The organism is Streptomyces sp. NPDC020875 (assembly GCF_040641415.1).
Lineage (GTDB): Bacteria > Actinomycetota > Actinomycetes > Streptomycetales > Streptomycetaceae > Streptomyces.
On sequence record NZ_JBFADP010000001.1, the window covers coordinates 70890 to 88971 of the forward strand.

Annotated in this window: 17 protein-coding genes; 5 read left to right on the plus strand and 12 right to left on the minus strand. The window is 73.5% G+C overall.

Annotated elements, in window-relative coordinates; all coding sequences use genetic code 11:
* Positions 1 to 11: 11 nt before the first annotated feature.
* From AB0G74_RS00370 to AB0G74_RS00380, 3 genes are all read right to left on the minus strand, one after another.
* Positions 12 to 836 carry a 3-oxoacyl-ACP reductase gene (locus AB0G74_RS00370; RefSeq protein ID WP_361138521.1) on the minus strand — a complete coding sequence of 275 codons (825 nt, stop codon included), beginning with the start codon at positions 834 to 836 and terminating at the stop codon, positions 12 to 14.
* A 4-nt stretch (positions 837 to 840) separates the two neighbouring features.
* Positions 841 to 2208: an aldehyde dehydrogenase family protein gene (locus AB0G74_RS00375; RefSeq protein ID WP_361138524.1), complete on the minus strand. Its 1368-nt coding sequence runs from the start codon at positions 2206 to 2208 to the stop codon at positions 841 to 843.
* Positions 2209 to 2279: 71 nt separating this feature from the next.
* The gene (locus AB0G74_RS00380; protein WP_361138527.1) at positions 2280 to 3644 is read right to left on the minus strand and encodes a glutamine synthetase family protein; all 1365 of its coding nucleotides are present in this window, start codon (positions 3642 to 3644) and stop codon (positions 2280 to 2282) included.
* A gap of 285 nt (positions 3645 to 3929) precedes the next feature.
* On the opposite strand from AB0G74_RS00380, the gene AB0G74_RS00385 reads away from it, so the two are divergent.
* The 4 genes from AB0G74_RS00385 to AB0G74_RS00400 all read left to right on the plus strand — a co-directional run bounded on the left by AB0G74_RS00385 (position 3930) and on the right by AB0G74_RS00400 (position 7582).
* Positions 3930 to 4616, plus strand: a complete 687-nt coding sequence (locus AB0G74_RS00385) for an FCD domain-containing protein (protein ID WP_361138946.1) — start codon at positions 3930 to 3932, stop codon at positions 4614 to 4616.
* 298 nt (positions 4617 to 4914) lie between these two features.
* Entirely contained in the window at positions 4915 to 6297 is a 1383-nt protein-coding gene (eat, locus tag AB0G74_RS00390; protein WP_361138949.1) for an ethanolamine permease, read from the plus strand.
* Between the two features lie 43 nt (positions 6298 to 6340).
* A complete protein-coding gene (locus tag AB0G74_RS00395; RefSeq protein ID WP_361138530.1) occupies positions 6341 to 7027 on the plus strand; it encodes a gamma-glutamyl-gamma-aminobutyrate hydrolase family protein in 687 nt (228 codons plus the stop codon).
* Between the two features lie 135 nt (positions 7028 to 7162).
* Complete coding sequence (locus AB0G74_RS00400) at positions 7163 to 7582, plus strand: hypothetical protein (protein WP_361138532.1); 420 nt, start codon at positions 7163 to 7165, stop codon at positions 7580 to 7582.
* 71 nt (positions 7583 to 7653) lie between these two features.
* Here the strand turns inward: AB0G74_RS00400 and AB0G74_RS00405 are convergent, their stop codons facing one another.
* The 8 genes from AB0G74_RS00405 to AB0G74_RS00440 form a co-directional block, all read right to left on the minus strand.
* Positions 7654 to 8646, minus strand: coding sequence for a helix-turn-helix domain-containing protein (locus tag AB0G74_RS00405; RefSeq protein ID WP_361138535.1), 993 nt, complete (start codon positions 8644 to 8646; stop codon positions 7654 to 7656).
* A gap of 148 nt (positions 8647 to 8794) precedes the next feature.
* Positions 8795 to 9673 (minus strand): ABC transporter ATP-binding protein, encoded by an 879-nt coding sequence (locus AB0G74_RS00410; protein ID WP_361138538.1) that lies wholly within the window; start codon positions 9671 to 9673, stop codon positions 8795 to 8797.
* The gene (locus AB0G74_RS00415) at positions 9670 to 10476 is read right to left on the minus strand and encodes an ABC transporter ATP-binding protein (RefSeq protein ID WP_361138541.1); all 807 of its coding nucleotides are present in this window, start codon (positions 10474 to 10476) and stop codon (positions 9670 to 9672) included. Before AB0G74_RS00415 ends, AB0G74_RS00410 begins: the two co-directional genes overlap by 4 nt.
* Entirely contained in the window at positions 10473 to 11330 is an 858-nt protein-coding gene (locus AB0G74_RS00420; protein WP_361138543.1) for an ABC transporter permease, read from the minus strand. The genes AB0G74_RS00415 and AB0G74_RS00420 overlap by 4 nt, the downstream gene beginning before the upstream one ends.
* A complete protein-coding gene (locus AB0G74_RS00425; RefSeq protein ID WP_361138546.1) occupies positions 11327 to 12292 on the minus strand; it encodes an ABC transporter permease in 966 nt (321 codons plus the stop codon). The genes AB0G74_RS00420 and AB0G74_RS00425 overlap by 4 nt, the downstream gene beginning before the upstream one ends.
* Entirely contained in the window at positions 12289 to 13821 is a 1533-nt protein-coding gene (locus AB0G74_RS00430; protein WP_361138549.1) for an ABC transporter substrate-binding protein, read from the minus strand. Before AB0G74_RS00430 ends, AB0G74_RS00425 begins: the two co-directional genes overlap by 4 nt.
* A 41-nt stretch (positions 13822 to 13862) precedes the next feature.
* Entirely contained in the window at positions 13863 to 14600 is a 738-nt protein-coding gene (locus AB0G74_RS00435) for a DUF1684 domain-containing protein (protein ID WP_361138552.1), read from the minus strand.
* Between the two features lie 304 nt (positions 14601 to 14904).
* Positions 14905 to 15867 (minus strand): LysR family transcriptional regulator, encoded by a 963-nt coding sequence (locus AB0G74_RS00440; protein WP_361138555.1) that lies wholly within the window; start codon positions 15865 to 15867, stop codon positions 14905 to 14907.
* A 443-nt stretch (positions 15868 to 16310) separates the two neighbouring features.
* Between AB0G74_RS00440 and AB0G74_RS00445 the strand changes: the two genes are divergently transcribed.
* Entirely contained in the window at positions 16311 to 17447 is a 1137-nt protein-coding gene (locus tag AB0G74_RS00445) for a C4-dicarboxylate ABC transporter (RefSeq protein ID WP_361138952.1), read from the plus strand.
* Here AB0G74_RS00445 and AB0G74_RS00450 read toward each other — a convergent pair.
* Positions 17359 to 18081, minus strand: coding sequence for a helical backbone metal receptor (locus AB0G74_RS00450; RefSeq protein WP_361138559.1), 723 nt, complete (start codon positions 18079 to 18081; stop codon positions 17359 to 17361). The genes AB0G74_RS00445 and AB0G74_RS00450 overlap by 89 nt on opposite strands.
* Between the last annotated feature and the right edge of the window lies 1 nt (position 18082).

Below are 18082 nucleotides of genomic sequence, written 5' to 3' on the forward strand. Positions count from 1 at the left end.
CCCGGGCGCGGCTACAGCGGGGTGACGTACGCGCCGGAGATCCCGCCGTCGACCAGGAAGTCCGTGGCGTTGACGAACGAGGAGTCGTCGCTGGCGAGGAAGGCGACGGCGGCGGCGATCTCGTCGGCCTCGGCGAACCGCCCGACGGGGATATGGACGAGTCTGCGGGCGGCCCGCTCGGGGTCCTTGGCGAAGAGTTCCCGCAGCAGTGGGGTGTTGACCGGGCCCGGGCAGAGCGCGTTGACCCGGATGCCCTCGCGGGCGAACTGGACGCCCAGCTCCCGGGACATGGCGAGGACTCCGCCCTTGGAAGCGGTGTACGAGATCTGGGAGGTGGCCGCGCCCATGACGGCCACGAACGAGGCGGTGTTGATGATGGAACCCCGGCCCTGGCGGCGCATATAGGGGATGGCGGCCTTGCAGCAGAGGTAGACGGAGGTGAGGTTGACGTCCTGGACCCGTCGCCACGCCTCCAGGCCGGTGGTGAGGATGGAGTCGTCGTCGGGGGGTGAGATGCCCGCGTTGTTGAAGGCGACGTCGACGGAGCCGTAGGTGTCGTACGCGGTCCGGAAGAGGGCTTCGACCTGTTCGGGGTCGGTGACGTCGGCCCGGACGAAGAGGCCGCCGGTCTCGTCGGCCGCCGCTTCGCCGGTGGTCTCGTCGAGATCGGCGCAGACGACGTGGGCGCCTTCGGCGGCGAGCCGCCGCGCGGTGGCCAGGCCGATACCGCTGCCTGCGCCGGTGACGACGGCGGTACGGCCCACCAGACGGCGGCAGACGGCGTCCCGGGGGCCGGTACCGGAGGGGGATTCGGCGTCGGGCTGTGGCTGTGGCATGCGGTCAGACCTCCGTACTGAAGAAGACGTTCTTGGTCTCGGTGAAGGCGGTGAGGGCGTCGGGTCCCAGTTCCCGGCCGAGGCCGGACTGGCGATAGCCGCCGAAGGGGGTCGAGTAGCGGACGCTGGAGTGGGAGTTGACGGAGATGTTGCCCGCCCGGACGGCTCGGGAGACCCGGATCGCGCGGCCGACGTCGCGGGTCCACAGGGAGCCGGAGAGGCCGTACGGGGTGTCGTTGGCGAGCCGGATCGCGTCCGCCTCGCCGTCGAAGGGGAGGACGGCGGCGACGGGTCCGAAGATCTCCTCACGGGCGGCTGGGGCCTCGGGGCCGAGTCCGGTGAGGACGGTGGGCGGGAACCAGAAGCCGGGGCCTTCGGGGGCGGTGCCGCGGATGCCGGGCAGGTCGTCGGGGACGTAGGAGCGGACCCGGTCCCGTTGGGCCCGGGAGATCAGCGGGCCCATCTGTACGGTCTCGTCGGCCGGGTCGCCGACGGTGACGGCTTCGACGGCGGGGGCGAGGAGTTCGAGGAACCGGTCGTGGACGGAGCGTTCGACCAGGATCCGGGTCCGGGCGCAGCAGTCCTGGCCGCTGTTGTCGAGGAAGGAGAGGGGGGTGGCGGCGACGGCGGTCTCCAGGTCGGCGTCGGCGAAGACGATATTGGGGCTCTTGCCGCCGAGTTCGAGGGTGAGCCGCTTCACGGTCCCGGCGCAGCGGGCCATGATGCTCCGGCCGACCCGGGTGGAGCCGGTGAAGACGATTTTGGCGACGCCGGGATGGTCGACCAGGGCGGTGCCGGTGATGTCGCCCGCACCGGGCAGGACCTGGAAGAGGTGTTCGGGGAGTCCGGCCTCCAGGGCGAGGGCGGCGAGCCGGAGGGCGGTGAGGGGGGTGGTCTCGGCGGGTTTGAGGAGGACGGCGTTCCCGGCGGCGAGCGCGGGGGCGGTGCCCCAGGCGGCGATCGGCATGGGGAAGTTCCAGGGGGCGATGACGCCGACGACGCCGAGGGGTTCGAGGAGGGTGATGTCGAGGCCCCCGGCGACCGGGATCTGCCGGCCGGTGAGTCGCTCCACTCCCCCGGCGCTGTAGTCGAGGAGGTCGCGGACGTTCCCCGCCTCCCAGCGGGCGTTGCCGATGAGGTGACCGGCTTCGAGGACTTCGAGCCGGGCCAGTTCCTCGATGTGGTCGTCGACAACGGCGGCGAACCGGCGCAGCAGGCGGGCCCGGTCGGCGGGGGCAGCGGCGGCCCAGCCGCGCTGGGCCGCCGTGGCGCGGGCGACGGCGGTGTCGACCTCGGCGGGGGTGGTCGCGGCGACCCGTTCGACGAGTGCGCCGGTGGCGGGGTTGAGGACCTCGTGGTACGCGGCGGGCACGGCGTTCCTTTCGGCGGTACGGGGATACGGCGCGGGCGGCGGCCCTGACCGGGCGGCGCCGTTCGGAGGGGTCAGTGGCGTTCGAAGGAGCGGCGCCGTTCCCAGTCGGTGACGGCGGCGTCGTACGCGGCGAGTTCGACCCGGGCCATGTTGAGGTAGTGCGCGACGACCTCGGCGCCGAACGCGGCTTTGGCGACGGCGCTGGTCTCCCAGAGTTCGGCGGCCTCGCGCAAGGTGGTGGGGACCCTGGCGTACCCCGCCGTATAGGCGTTTCCGGCGCACGGTTCGGGGAGTTCCAGCTCCTGTTCGACTCCGTACAGCCCGGCGGCGATCAGCCCGGCGACGGCGAGATGGGGATTGACGTCGCCGCCGGGGAGCCGGTTCTCGAACCGCAGGGAGGGGCCGTGGCCGACGACCCGCAGGGCGCAGCTGCGGTTGTCACGGCCCCAGGCGACGGCGGTGGGGGCGAAGGAGCCGGGCTGGAACCTCTTGTAGGAGTTGACGTTGGGCGCGTAGAGCAGGCTGAACTCGCGCAGGGCGGCGAGCTGTCCGGCGAGGAAGTGCCGCATCACCGGCGACATCCCGCCGGGCCCGTCCCCGGCCATGACGCTGGTGCCGTCGGCGTCGGCGAGGGAGAGATGGATATGGCAGGAGTTGCCCTCGCGTTCGTCGTACTTGGCCATGAAGGTGAGGGAGACGCCTTCCTGGGCGGCGATCTCCTTGGCGCCGGTCTTGTAGACGGTGTGCTGGTCGCAGGTGACGAGGGCTTCGTCGTAGCGGAAGGCGATCTCGTGCTGGCCCGGGTTGCACTCGCCCTTGGCGGACTCCACGGTCAGTCCGGCGGCGGCCATCTCGTTGCGGATCCGGCGCAGCAGGGGTTCGATCCGGCCGGTGCCGAGGACGGAGTAGTCGATGTTGTACTGGTTGGCGGGGGTCAGTCCGCGGTAGTCGCGGTCCCAGGCCTGTTCGTAGGTGTCCTTGAAGACGATGAACTCCAGCTCGGTGCCGACGTTCGCGGTCCAGCCGTGTTCCGCGAGCCGGGCGAGCTGGCCGCGGAGCACCTGGCGGGGGGCGGCGACGACGGGGGCGCCGTCGTCCCAGGCGAGGTCGGCGACGAGGAGGGCGGTGCCCTCGTTCCAGGGCACCCGGCGCAGGGTGGCCGGATCGGGGCGCATCGCGAAGTCGCCGTACCCCCGGTCCCACGAGGACATGGCGTAGCCGTCGACGGTGTTCATCTCGGTGTCGACGGCGAGGAGGTAGTTGCAGCCCTCGGTGCCGTGGGCGAGGACCTCGTCGAGGAAGAAGGGCGCGGCGAACCGCTTGCCCTGGAGCCGTCCCTGCATATCGGGGAAGGCGAGGACGACGGTGTCGATCTCGCCGCTGGCGACGAGGGCGCGCAACTCGCCGACGGGGAGCGGGGGTGTGCGGTCTGCCACGGGGGTCGCGCCTCCTCGGATCGGCCGGGAGCCATAAGGTATTGCTGAAGACCATTGATTGGGAAGGGGGTCGGTCACGTGGCGCGGACGGGAACACGCCCGGGGGAACCGGGACCGGCGGGGATACCGGCGGCCGGGCGGGCGGCGGATGCGGCGGACGGGTCGTCGGGCGCGGCGGTGACCGGCGCGGTGGGCGAGGCGTACGGGAAGCAGGAGACGTACGGGACGCCGGGGGCGGCCGAATCCGGTGCCGGGGCCGGGGCGGCGGGCGGCCCGGCGGCCGTCCTGCGGCCGGTACGGGCGGGCAACGGCTTCGAGGAGGCGCTGGAGCAGATCCTCCAGCTGCTCCGGCTCGGCCTGGTCCCGGCGGGTGAACGGCTCCCGGCGGAACGGGAGCTGGCCGAGCTGATGGGGATCAGCCGGGTCACCCTCCGGGAGGTGCTGAAGGTCCTCACCGATCAGGGTCTGGTCGAACCCCGGCGGGGGCGCTACGGCGGTACGTTCGTCCTGCCGCGCCCGGCCGCCTACGGCGAGGAGGAACTGCGGCGCAGGCTCGCGGGCCGGGACGTGGAGGACACCCTGCGCTTCCGGGAGGTGCTGGAGGTCGGCGCCGCCGAACTGTGCGCCGCGCACGGCCTGACGGACGAGGGCGCGGACCGGCTGCGGGCGGCGCTGGCGGCCACCCACGACGCGCCGCTCGCGGAGTACCGCCGCCGGGACACGCTCCTCCATCTCACCCTGGCCGAACTGTCCGGCTCGCCGTCACTGGCCGGGCGGTACGCGGGCGTCCGGGCCACCCTCAACGACCTGCTGGACTGCATTCCGCTGCTGGTCCGGAACCTGGAGCACTCCCAGCAGCAGCACACGGCCGTGGTGGAGGCGGTGCTCGCGGGCGACCCGGACGCCGCGCGGGAGACCATGCGCGAACACTGCGCGGGCACGGCGGCGCTGCTGCGGGGCTTCCTGTCCTGACGCCCGGACCGGCGGACCGTCCGCGCGAGACCTCCGCCCCCGGCCCGGCCACGCGCAGGGCCGGGCACCCCGGCCGGAACGCCTCCGCCCGGACGCCCCGCCCGGACGCCCCGGTCGGAGGACATCGCCGCACGGGTCTTGCGCGCCCCCCGGACGTACCGCAATGGTGTCGGCCTAAACCTTTGACTGCCGGGAGTGATCCAGCATGGCCGAAGGAACCACCAGCCGACCCGAATCCACCCAGCCGTCACTCCCCGGGCCCGCCGCGCCCCGCGACGACGCCTATCTCCGCCGCCGGATGCTGCGCCGGGGCAGCGCGGGCTGGCTGCTGCTGACCGGACTCGGCGTGGCGTATGTCGTCTCCGGGGACTTCTCCGGCTGGAACATCGGCCTGTCGAAGGGAGGTTTCGGCGGGCTCGCCGTCGCGATGCTGCTGATGGGGGTGATGTACGCCTGTCTGGTCTTCGCCCTCGCCGAACTCTCCGCGATCCTGCCGACCGCGGGCGGCGGCTACGGCTTCGCCCGCCGGGCCCTCGGCACCTGGGGCGGCTTCCTGACCGGTACGGCCATTCTGATCGAGTACGTCCTCGCCCCCGCCGCGATCTCCATCTTCATCGGCGACTACGTCGAATCGCTGGGCCTGTTCGGCCTGGAGACGGGTTGGCCGGTCTATCTCGCCTGCTTCGCGGTCTTCATCGGGATCCACCTGTGGGGTGTGGGCGAGGCCCTGCGGTTCAGCCTGGTCGTCACGGCGATCGCGGTGGCCGCGCTGCTGATCTTCGCGATCGGCGCCTTCACCGATTTCGACGCGTCGGGGCTGAACGACATCCCGGTGGACGGGGACGCGTTCGGGTCGAACTCCTGGCTGCCGTTCGGGCTGCTGGGGATCTGGGCGGCCTTCCCGTTCGGAATGTGGTTCTTCCTCGGTGTGGAGGGTGTACCGCTCGCCGCCGAGGAGGCGAAGGACCCGGTGCGGTCGCTGCCGAAGGCGCTGGCGATCGCCATGGCCGTGCTGGTGCTGCTGGCCCTGGTCACCTTTTTCGCCGCGACCGGGGCCCGGGGCTCGGCCGCGATCCAGGAGGCGGGCAATCCGCTGGTGGTGGCATTGGAGGGGGACGGCGAGCCGACGACACTGAGCCGGATCGTCAACTATGCCGGGCTGGCGGGCCTGGTGGCGTCCTTCTTCTCCCTGATCTACGCGGGCTCCCGCCAGTTGTTCGCCCTCTCCCGGGCCGGATATCTGCCCCGGTTCCTGTCCCTGACCAGCCGCCGCCGGTCGCCCTATCTCGGTCTGGTGATCCCGGGCGCGATCGGTTTCGCCCTCGCCGCGTCGACCGGCGACGGCGGCCGGATGCTGAACATCGCGGTCTTCGGGGCCACGATCAGTTATGCCCTGATGGCGCTCTCCCATATCGTGCTGCGCCGCCGCGAGCCGGGGCTGCACCGCCCGTACCGCACCCCGGGCGGCGCGATCACCTCGTCCGTCGCCTTCGTCCTCGCGCTCTCGGCACTGGTGGCCACGTTCCTGGTGGATGTGGTGGCGGCGCTGATCGCCCTGCTGGTGTACGGCGTGGCCCTCGGCTACTTCGCCTGTTGGAGCCGTCACCGTCTGGTGGCGAGCGCCCCGGAGGAGGAGTTCGCCGCCCTCGCGGCGGCGGAGGCCGAACTCGACCGGAACTGACCCGCCACCGCCCGTACCACACCCACCGAAGAGGAGCGTCGCCGTGCCGAAGCCGCTGATCGGCGTCACGACCTATCTGAACCCGGCCGCCTGGGGAGTGTGGAAGCTGCCCGCCGCGCTGCTGCCCGCGGCCTACCCGGAGCTGGTCCAGTGCTCCGGCGGGCTCGCGGCCCTGCTGCCGCCCGACCCGGGCCCGGACGCCGCGCGGGACGCGGTGGCCCGGATCGACGGCCTGGTCGTCGCGGGCGGCGCCGATGTGGAACCCGTACGGTACGGGGCCGTGCCCGACGCCAGGACCGGCCCGCCCGCCCGCGACCGGGACGCCTGGGAACTGGCCCTGATCGACGCGGCGCTGGAGTCGGGCACCCCGCTGCTCGGCATCTGCCGGGGCATGCAACTGCTGAACGTGGCCCTCGGCGGCACCCTCACCCAGCACATCGACGGCCATACGGGCGGCGAGGGCGTCTTCGGCAGCCACCGGGTCACCCCGGTCCCCGGCACGCGCTACGCCGCCGCGGCCCCGGCCCCCGTACGGGTCCCCACCTACCACCACCAGGCCGTCGACCGCCTGGCCCCGCCCCTGACGGCCTCGGCGCACGCGGACGACGGCACGGTCGAGGCGGTGGAACTCCCGGGTCCGGCCTGGGTCCTGGGCGTCCAGTGGCACCCCGAGATGGGCGACGACCTGACGGTCACCGAGGCCCTGGTCCGGGCGAGTAAGTCCCGCTGAAAAACGTCGCGGAACGACGGCGTGCGCTCAGGGCCGGAGAAGTGCGCACGCACGGCCAAGTCGCCCGCCGCGGCCGGGGATAGCGTCACGGTGACAGCACCACAGGCGGACCGGTCCCGGAGGGGAACCATGAGAATGCCCAGAGTTGTCACCGCGGCGGCGCTTGCCGTCGCCACCCTGGCCGCCACCGCCCTGGCGGCCGTGCCCGCGAGCGCGCAGGAGGTCCGTCCCACGGCCTCGTGGCAGCGGTGGACGTCCACGATCGGCCCCGAGGACAACTGCACGTCCACCGCCGAACCCGTGTCCGGTGTGTACTTCCAGGTCTGTGCTCTCAGGACCAGCGACCGACGTGCGGCACAGGCCGCCCTGATCGTGATCAATCGCCGCGGCGCGGCCGTCGATGTAGCAGCCTCCGTCCGACTGATCGGCTATCCCAGCTCCGCGAGTTGCCCGCGTTCGCGGCTCAATCCGGACATCCGGGTCGTCTGCTTCTCGCCCACGGTGCCGATCAGCGGGGCCGTCAGAGCGGAGGGCAGCCTCTCGGTCTGGCTCTGACCTCGCGCGCCCATCGAGCCGGTCCCCCGCCGTCGGAACGGTCGACCGTCGGCGGGGGACCTCCCCTTCGTTCAGCTCTCCGGCCCGCCCCTGGTGGGCTCCGCCGAACCGGCCAGCCGCCGGAACTCCCGGGGCGACACCCCGTAGGCGGCCCGGAACGCCCGGCTGAAGCCGTCGGGCCGGAAGAAGCCCCGGCGGACCGCGATCTCGTGGATCGGGCGGTGGGCCTGACCGGCGTCGGCGAGGTCGGCGCGGCAGCGTTCGAGACGCCGCCGGGTCACGGACGCGGCCACGGACTCACCACGGGACCGGAAGAGGGCGTGCAGCGTACGGACGGAGATGTGGTGGCGGGCCGCGATGAGGCCGGGTGTCAGCCGGGGGTCGCCCAGGTGGTGCTCGACAAAGGCGTCGATCCTCCGCAGCATGACCTCCTTGCGGGTGTCGGGCGGTACCCGGTCCGTCAGATCGAGTTGCTGGGCGAGGACTCCGGTGACGAGATCGAGGGCCGTCCGTTCCAGCTCAGCCCGTTCCGCCGGGGAGCACTCGCCCGCGTGGGCGCGGAGTGACACCAGGAAGTCCCGGAGTACGGCAGCCACCCCGATCCTGGTGGTGAACCGGCCGCCCAGCACCGCGTCGAGCCGGTCCCCGGGGAGGAGCATCGCCGTGCGGGGGATGTGGAGGACCGTCATCCAGGTCTGTCCGGAGGCGGGGGACTCGGCGACGTAGGGGTGGGAGGTGTCCCAGAGGATGAGGTCCCCGGCCGCCAGCCGGCTCTCCGCGCGGCGCTGTGAGACGGACTTGGCGCCCCGGGTGATCAGTCCCAGCAGATAGTGCCCGGGATCGCCCTGGCGGATCAATCGCGGGGTGCGCCAGGCGAGATGGCCCGAGTTGGCGTGGAGGGACATCTCCACGGATCCCAGACTCAGGACACCGGCCCTGGCCGTGAAGGTGGCGCGGTCGGTGATCGCCAGCCGGTGCGGTGAGACGGTCCGGGACACCAGGTCGTGGAACCAGTCCGCGCGCTCCCCCGTCGCTATGTCGTCCGTGGACGCCCACGCCCACATCGCCACTCCCGTCGGCCGGTCACCGGGCTTCCGGCCGAACCCTCGTGAACGGGGCCGGGCCGGTCGCGGTCGACCCGAAGATACGACGGATGGGTATACCCCGGGAACCGGATCTTCGGACAGAGCCGGACCGCTTCGGCGTCGGCCGTCAGACCGACGGCAGCCGGGGCACGCTGGCCACCAGGCGGGCCGTGTAGGGGTGTTCGGGGGTGGTCAGGACCTGGTCCGTCGGGCCCTGTTCCACCACGCGGCCGCCGCTGAGGACCGCCGTACGGTCGCAGAGGGAGGCGACCACGGACAGGTCGTGGGAGACCATGATCAGGGCCAGTCCGCGGTCCTCGCGGAGTTCGCGGAGCAGTTCGACGACCTTGACCCGGGTGGTGACGTCGAGGGCGCTGACGGGTTCGTCGGCGAGCAGGACCCGGGGGTCGCAGACGGTGGCGCGGGCGATCGCGACGCGCTGGCGCTGGCCGCCGGAGAACTCGTGCGGATAGCGGTCGGCGGCGTCCGGCGGCAGTCCTACGGCGGTGAGCGCGGCGGCCACCCGGGGCGCGGCCTCGCGGCGGGTGGCGAGGCCGAGGGAGCGGAGCGGCTCGGCGACGGAGTCGCCGACCCGGCGGCGGGGGTCGAGGGAGGCGTACGGGTCCTGGAAGACGCACTGCACGCCCCGGCGGAAGTGCCGGATCAGGGCGCGGTCGCGGGGCCTCAGTTCCGCGCCCTCGTAGCGGACCGTCCCGGCGGTGGGGCGGGCGAGTCCGAGGAGGAGCCGGAGCAGGGTGGTCTTCCCGGTGCCGGATTCGCCGACCACGGCGAGGCTCTCCCCCGGGGCGACCGCGAGGGAGACGTCGGTGAGGACGCTCGCGGCGCCGCCCCGGTAGGCGTACGAGACCCGGTCCGCGGCCAGGACGGGCTCGCCGCCCGGGGATCCGGCGGCGGTACGGGCGTCCGGGGCGGCGGTCGTCGGGGATCCGGCGGCGACGGTGTCGGACGGGCCGGCTGTGGCCGGGCGGCCGTCGGTGGCGGTCATCGGGGCGTCCTCCGTCCCGTCAGGGCGTTCTCCAGGGTCCTGGCGCTGGCCACCAGCGCCTCCGTGTAGGGCGCGCCGGGGGCGGTGACGACCCGGTGGACCGGGCCTTCCTCGACCGCCCGGCCGTCCTTCATCACCAGCGCCCGGTCGGCGACCGCGGCGACCACGGCCAGGTCGTGGCTGATGAAGAGGAGCGCCATGTCCCGTTCGCGGACCAGGGTGTCCAGCAGTTCGAGGAGTTCGGCCTGGACGGTGACGTCGAGGGCCGTGGTGGGTTCGTCGGCGATCAGCAGTTTCGGCGCGCAGGCCAGGGCCATGGCGAGGGCGACGCGCTGGCGCTGGCCGCCGGAGAGTTCGTGCGGGCGGGACCGGGCGATCCGGTCCGGTTCCGGGAGCCGTACCCGCTCCAGTTCGGCGGTGACGGCCGTCCGCAGGGCCGCGCCCTTGAGGCGGCGGTGCCGGGCGAGGGGTCCGGCGATCTGGGCGCCGACCCGCATCAGCGGGTCGAGGGCGGTCAGCGGCTCCTGGAAGACGACGGCCGCGTCCCGGCCCCGGACGGCGGTGAGGTGCTTCTCGCGGGCGCCGACGATCTCGGTCCCGGCGAGCCGGACGCTGCCCTCGGCGGTGAGTCCGCCGGGCAGCAGTCCGAGGGTCGCGAGGGCCGTCAGGGACTTCCCGGAGCCGGACTCGCCGATCAGGCCGAGCCGTTCGCCGGGGGCGATGTCGAGGGAGAGGCCGTCGACGAGGGCGCGGCCGTCGCGGGTGCGGACGGTCAGCCCGCGGACGGCGAGGAGGGGGGTCATGCGCGCCTTCCGCGGCTGGTGGGGTCGAGGGTGTCGCGCAGTCCGTCGGCGACCAGGTTGACGCCGACGACCAGGACGACGAGGAGGATGCCGGGGGCGAGGGCCCCGGCGGGTGCGGTGGTGAAGGTGGCCTGGGCGTCCAGCAGCATCCGGCCCCAGGAGGCGTTGGGCGGCGGCGCGCCGAGGCCGAGGTAGGACAGGCCCGCCTCGGCGAGGACGGCGAGGCCGAACTGGAGGGCGAGGTTGACCACGAGGGTGGGCCAGATGTTGGGCAGGACGTGCCCGGTGACGATCCTCGGCCAGGTGGTGCCGGAGGTCCGGGAGGCGGTGATGTAGTCCTGGGCGAGGACGCGTTTGGCCAGGATCCGGACGAGCCGGGCGACGACGGCGCTCTGGGCGATGCCGATGGCGAGGATCGCGGAGCCGAGGCTGCCGGAGCGGGCGGCCACGATCAGCATCGCCAGCAGCAGGGTGGGGAAGGCGATCAGCAGATCGAGGAAGGCGGAGAGGGTGTCGTCGAGCCAGCCCTGGGCGAAGGCGGCGAGCAGTCCGAGGGCGGTGCCGAGGGCGGCGGCGATCAGTACGGAGCCGAGTCCGGCCTGGACGGCGATGGTGGCGCCGTTCATGACCTGGGTGAGCAGGTCTCGGCCGAGTTTGTCGGTGCCGAGGAGGTGGTCGCCGCCGGGCGCGGCGAGCCGTCCGCCGGAGGTGTCGTCGGTGGCGTAGGGCAGCCAGAAGAGGGAGACCAGGGCGAGGAGGGCGACGGTTCCGGCGAGTACGGCCCCGGTGATCAGGGTGTACGACCGCCGGGGCCGGGCACCGGCCCGCGGGATGACGGTGGTGGCGGCGGTCATCGGGTGCCTCCCGCGAGTCCGGTCCGCAGCCGGGGGTCGACCACGCGCTGGACGATGTCGGCGGCGAAGCCGATCAGCAGTACCGCGAGGGTGGAGACGAACAGGACGCCCTGGATGACCGGGTAGTCGTGCTGGCTGATGCCGGTGGTGAGCTGGGAGCCGAGGCCGGGCAGGGCGAAGACGGACTCCACGACGACCGCGCCGAGGAGGGTGGAGGCGAGTTCGATGCCGAGGACGGAGATGACGGGTACGGAGGCGTTCCGCAGCCCGTGCCGCCACATCGCGGACCCGAAGGAGGCGCCGAGGGCCCGGGCGGTGCGGAGGTAGTCGCTGCCGAGGACGTCGAGCGTGGCGGAGCGTACGTAGCGGATCAGGGACGCGCTCATCACCAGGGCAACGGTGATGACGGGCAGGGTCAGGGCGCGGACCGCCTCGGCGGGGTCGGCCCAGCCGTCGGGCGGGAAGCCGCCCGAGGGGAACCAGCGGGCGTTGACCGCGAGTACGGCGACCAGGATCATCCCGAGCCAGAACACCGGGATCGCGATGCCGAGTTGGGAGACGCCGCTGAGCAGGGCCCCGTACCAGGTGTGCCGTTTGCGGGCGGCGACGAACCCGGCGGGCACGGCGACGGCGACGGCCAGCAGGAACGCGGCGAGGGTGAGCGGGAGGGTGACCTGGAGCCGGGTGGCGATCTCGGGTCCGACGGGCAGGGAGCTGACGAAGGAGGTGCCGAAGTCGCCGCGGACGAGTTGCCCGGTCCAGTGGACGAACTGTTCGGGCAGCGGCCGGTCCGAGCCGATCGACGCCCGGGCGGCGGCGATCTGCTCGTCGGTGGCGCCGACGGCGGTGAGCGCGTTGGCGGGGTCGCCCGGCAGCATCCGCAGCAGGACGAAGAGTACGACGGTGGCCAGCGCCAGGGAGACCAGCAGCAGGGCCAGCCGTCGCAGGACGTAGCGGGTCATCGGTTCTTCTTGATCCCGTAGGCGTGGAACTGGGAGTTCAGCCCGTTGAGGGGGTAGCCGGAGACCCGGCTGTCGGCGACCACGATCTGGGGGTAGAGGTAGAGCCACTCACTGGCCGCCTCACGGGCGGTGGTCCGGTTGACCCGCTTCAGCAGCTCGGTCTGCTCCGCCGGGGTCGAGGACCGCTCGGCCTCCTCGACCCACTTGGTGACCTGCGGGTTGTCATAGCCCCAGTAGAAGTCGGGGTTGCCGTACCAGACCAGGTCGCGGTCGTTGACGTGCTCCTGGAGCGTGGCGTCGAAGTCCTTGTTCTTGTAGACCTTGGTGTACCACTGGTCGGGGGTGATGGGCTCGATCTTGACCTTGATACCGACGGCGGCGAGCTGGGAGGCGATGAAGGTCGCGGCGGTGGGGTGCGGGTCGTACGACGGGGTCTGGAGGGTGAAGCCGAAGCCGTCCGGGTGTCCGGCCTCGGTCAGCAGCCGCTTCGCCAGGGCCGGGTCGTACGGGTCGGTACCGGTGAGGTCCTCGTACCAGGGGTCGGTGGGCGGGACCATGGAGCCGATGAGCTTGCCGTGGCCGCCCCAGACGGATTCCAGCAGCTTCTTGTCGTCGATGGCGGCGGCGACGGCCCGGCGGACCCGGACGTCGGTGAAGGGTTCGGCCTTGTCGTTGAAGGCGAGCAGCAGCTTGGTGGTGGAGGCGCCCTCGGTCACCTTGTACGCCGGGTCCTTCTTGAACCGGTCGAGCGCGTCGGGCGACTGCTGGCTGGTGACCAGGTCCACGCCCTTGCTGAGCAGGGCGTTGTTGAGCGCCGACGCGTCCTTGAAGTAGCGCAGCACGATCTTCTTGCTGGCGGCCTTCGCGCCCCAGTAGCCGGTGAAGCGGTCGAGTCCGAGGGACGAGCCCCGGGTCCAGTTCCCGAGTTCGAACGGTCCGGTGCCGTCGGCGGCGGCCCGCAGGTCACCGGCTTCGGCGTTGACGATCCAGACATAGCTCAGGTTGTAGACGAAGGAGATCGACTTCTGGGAGAGCGTGACGGTGACGGTCTTCGGGTCCGGGGCGGTGACCGTCTTGATGACGGAGAGGTTCTTCTTCCGCGCGGACTGGGAGTCGGGGGCGATCACCCGCTCCAGGCTGTGCTTGACGTCGGCGCTGGTGAGCTTTTTGCCGCTGTGGAAGGTGACGCCGTCGCGGAGGGTGAAGGTGTACGTGAGTCCGTCCGGGCTGACCTGGTGGGAGGCGGCGAGCAGCGGCTCGGTCTTCCCGGTGTCGGTGAGCCGGAACAGGCCCTCGTAGACATTGCCGTGCAGGGCCTCGGTGACGCCCTGGCCGCCGCCCGCGGTGTTGTCGAGGTTCTGCGGCTCGTAGAGGGAGCCGATGGTGACGGTCGCGTTCGGATCGTACGCGCCGGTGCTTCCGCCGCTGCCGCCGACGGGGTCGCCGCCGCAGGCGGTGAGGGCGAGGACGAGGGCCGCGGCGGTGACGGCGGGCAGGACGTGACGGCGGGTGCGGGTGGTGCTGCTCATGACGGGGCTGCGCTTTCGTGCGGAGGTACGGCGGGAGGGGATCAGTGCGTCGCGGTCGCGCCGCCGCGGCTGACGACCCGCTTCTCACCGGCCGTGACGGGCAGGTGGAGGCGGTTCTGCCGCGGCGGCATCGGACAGTTGTACTGATCGGAGTAGCCGCACGGGGGCACGAAGGCCCGGTTGAAGTCGAGGCGTACGGAGCCGTCCCCGGTCCGGGTCACGAAGAGAAACCGCCCGGCGCCGTAGGTGCCGTCGTCGCCGGGGGCGCCGTTGGTGGGGTCGCCGAAGACCAGCAGCAGGGTGCCGTCGTCGTCGAAGGCGCTGAGGGTGTACTCCCGGCCGTCGAGGGTGAGGGCGATGTCACCGGGGACGACGAGGTCGCGGGTGCCGCCGTTGTCCCTGATGTGTTCGAAGGGGATCCGCCGGGCGCCGGGGACGGGGGTGAAGGTGGCGTCGAAGACCCAGCGGGGGTCGTAGGGGAAGACCTCGGTGCGCTGGTAGGCGCGGAGGGCGGGGGCGTCGGCGGACCAGAAGCGGAGCCCGTACTCGGGGGCGCCGGTGACCAGGTCGGTCCGTTCGACGGTGGTGACGGTGTCGCCGTCGGGGAGTCCGGCGCCGGCCGCCGCCGGGTCGGGGCGCTCCCCGGCCGGCAGCCAGCGGGTCTCGACCAGGGCGAGGTTGCCGGTGGGCGAGGTGACGGCCCGGTGGCGCTCGGCGCGCCATTCCTCCCAGGCCCCGGCGGGGTCGCTGACCGGCGGTACGGGGGCGGGGTGGGACACGGCGGCACTCACTCACATCGGGCGAAGGGGGGACGAAGCCGGGGGGACGTACGGGCATACGGATGCTCCGGGCACACCGCCCATTCGTCACAGGCGGCGACGTTCAACCCAAAGCCTGATCTTTATCTTCCATAAGGTGAACTAATGTCAAGTACAACCAGATGCTGAGACGCGGTTCCGGACAGCCTCAGCGGCAGGACGTTTCCGCAGGCCAGAGCGGCACGAAGGGCTTCGTACGGCAATCCCCTTACGGCTGTGGCCGGTTGGGGCGGCCGTCGGGTTTCATCCCGTTGTCATCCGGTTGTCATCCGGCGGGCCTCGGCCCGGTGGTGAGCGCCAGCAGTTCGCGCGCCGGTCCGGCGGGCCGCTGGGAGCGCCGCCAGACCGCGCGCAGCGCCCGGCGCAGCGGAACGTCCGCCAGCTCCACCGCCACCAGCCGCCGGGCGGCCAGTTCGTCCGTGACGGCCAGTTCGCTCAGCACGGTCGGCCCGGCGCCGCTGACGGCCGCCGCCTTCACCGCCGTGGTGGAGGCCAGTTCGAGCAGGGGCGCCGCCGGGCCGCCGTAGCGGGCCAGCGCCGCGTCGAGCACCTGCCGGGTGCCGGAGCCGGGTTCCCGCAGCACCAGCGGCGCCGCGGCGAGTTCCGCCGGGGGTACGGGGGTACGGCGCCGGGCCCAGGGGTGCCCGGGGGCGACCACCACCAGCAACCGGTCCTCGGCGACGGTCGCCCCGTCGAGCCCGGCCGGGATCCGCAGCCCCTCGACGAAGCCGAGGTCGGCCTCGCCCGAGGCCAGCCGGTCGGCGACGGCGGCCGAGTTCCCGGCGTACAGGGAGACCGCGGTATCGGGCCGCAGCGCCCGCAGGGCGACCAGCCAGCCGGGCAGCAGATACTCGGCGATGGTCATCGAGGCGGCGATCCGCAGCCGGGAGTCCCGGTGGCCGCGGAGCGCCTGGGCGCCCGCGTCGAACGCCTCCGCCGCCTCCACGATCCGGCGGGCCCAGTCGGTGACGAGGACGCCCGCCGGGGTGAGCCGGGAGCCGGTGGGCGAGCGGTCGACCAGGGCCACGCCCAGCCGTCGTTCCATGGACCGGATCCGGCCGCTGGCGGCGGGCTGGCTGATGCCCACTTCACGGGCGGCCCGGCCGAGGCTGCCGTGCCGGGCGACGGCCAGCAGCAGTTCGAGGGCGCCCAGGTCGGGGACCCGGTGCGCCAGCGGCGGACGCCGCGCGGCCCGGTCCGCCGCTCCTTCGGGGCTGCCATCGCTCATCGGCCCAGCTTATGAGGTCATAGCGGATACGTCCCTGGTGACGCCGGTGACCTGCGACGACAGTGGAGACCATGGCCACCGCCGCACAGCCCGTACGCCCCTCGCCCACCGCCGCACACCCCGACGGCAGTCCCCTCGGCCTCGCCCCGGACCGGGCGCCGGGCCCGGCGGCGCCCGTGGTCGGGCCCGCCACCGCGTCCGGCTCGGGGTCCGCCCCCGGGGCGGCCGAAGGGAACGCCGCGGCCCCGGCCGTCACCGGCCCGGCCCGGGTGGCCTCCGCCGTCACCGGGGCCGTCCCGGGAGCCGTCACGACGGCGGACTCACCGGGCCGCTCCAGCACGGGCCCGGGCCCGGCGGGCACCCCCTCCCCCGTGGCACTCGCGGACCCGGAGAACCCCGCGGCCGGGCCGCCCGGCCGGGTCTCCGCCGACGGCCCGGGGCCGATTCCCCGTGGCGCGGGGGCCTTCCCCCGGCTGCGGGAGTTCGGGCCGCAGTGGTACGCCGCCGTGATGGGGACCGCCAGCGTCGCCGTCGCCGGATGGGCCGTGACGGGTTCGGGCGGCCCGGTCCGGGCCCCGCTCGCCGCCGTCTGGGCGCTCTCCGCGGTACTGCTGGCCGCCGTGGCGACCGCGCGGGCGCTCCACTGGCGCCACCACCGCGACCGGGCCCGGGCCCATCTCCACGACCCGGCCGTCGTGCCGTTCTACGGCTGTGCCGCGATGGCCCCCCTGGCGGTCGGGATCGGCGCGCTCGGGCCGGGCCGGGAGGTCGTCGGCGACGGGGCCGCGCTCCCGGTCGCCGTCGCCCTGTTCGCGGTGGGCTGCGCCGTCGCCGTGCTCGCCGCGGCGGCGGTGCCGTATCTGCTGGTGGTACGGGACCGTCCGGCGCCCGGCGGCCCTGCGGACGAACCGTCGCCGGTGTGGCTGCTGCCGCTGGTCGCGCCGATGGTCGCGGCGGCCTTCGGCCCGCTGCTGGCGGCCGCGGCCCCCGACGGCGAACCGCGGCGGACCCTGCTGGTGGTGAGTCTGGGGCTGGCCGGTGCCAGTGGTGTCGCGGCGCTCGTGGTGTTGCCGCTGGTCCTGGCCCGGCTGTTCCGGCGGGGGCCGCTGCCGCTCGCGCTCACCCCGTCGCTGCTGCTGGTCCTGGGGCCGCTGGGACAGTCCACGACCGCCGCGAACCAGCTGGCGGACGCACTGCCGGGACGGCCTTACGCGGGACTCGTGGCGGTCGGCTACGGAGTGCCCGTGATGGGCTTCGCCCTGCTGTGGCTGGCGCTGACCGCGGCGATGCTGGTGCGCGCGGCCCGCCGGGGGCTGCCGTTCACCCTGGGCTGGTGGGCCTTCACCTTCCCCGTGGGCACCTGTGTGACCGGGGCCGCCGCGCTCGCCCAGCGGACCGGTCTGACCCTGCTGTGGGTGGTCGCGGCGGCGCTCTACGCCCTGCTGGTGACGGGCTGGGCGGTGGCGGGCTGGCGGACCGTGCGCGGGCTGCTCAGCGGAGCGCTGCCCGCAGCGCCGCCGTCAGCTCCCGGGGCGCCGCTGCCAGCGACGGCCCGTACCAGGTCAGCGCCCGCCCGCTGACCAGGGCGGCGGGCAGTCCGGGGAACGCCTCCGGGCCGTCGTCGGGGGCGAAGCGGTACGGCTCGTCGGGCAGCACGACGAGTTCGGCGCCGGACGTCCGCAGTTCGTCCAGGGGGATCCGGGGATAGCGCTCGGGGTGACCGGCGTAGACATTGACCACGCCCAGCCGGGCCAGCAGATCGCCCGCGAAGGTGTCCCGGCCCAGCACCATCCAGGGGCGGCGCCAGATCGGGATCACCGCCGGTACGGGCCGGTCGGCGACGGGCCCGACGGCGGCCCAGGCGGCCCGGGACCGGTCCAGCCAGCCGGGCACGGGCGCCCCGCAGCCGTCGGCCAGGACCCGGCGCAGCTCGCGCAGCCCGCCCGGGAGGTCGCGGACCTCGGTGAGCAGGACGTCGAGACCCGCGGCGCGCAGCCGGTCCAGGTCCGGGGCCCGGTTCTCCTCCTCGTTGGCGACGACGAGATCGGGCCGCAGCCGGAGTACGGCGTCGGTGTCGGGGTTCTTGGTGCCGCCGATCCGGACGACGTCGAGCCCGGCGGGGTGGGAGCACCAGTCGGTGGCGCCGACCAGCAGCCCGGGGGCGGTCACGGCGATCGCCTCGGTCAGCGACGGTACGAGGGAGACCACCCGCATC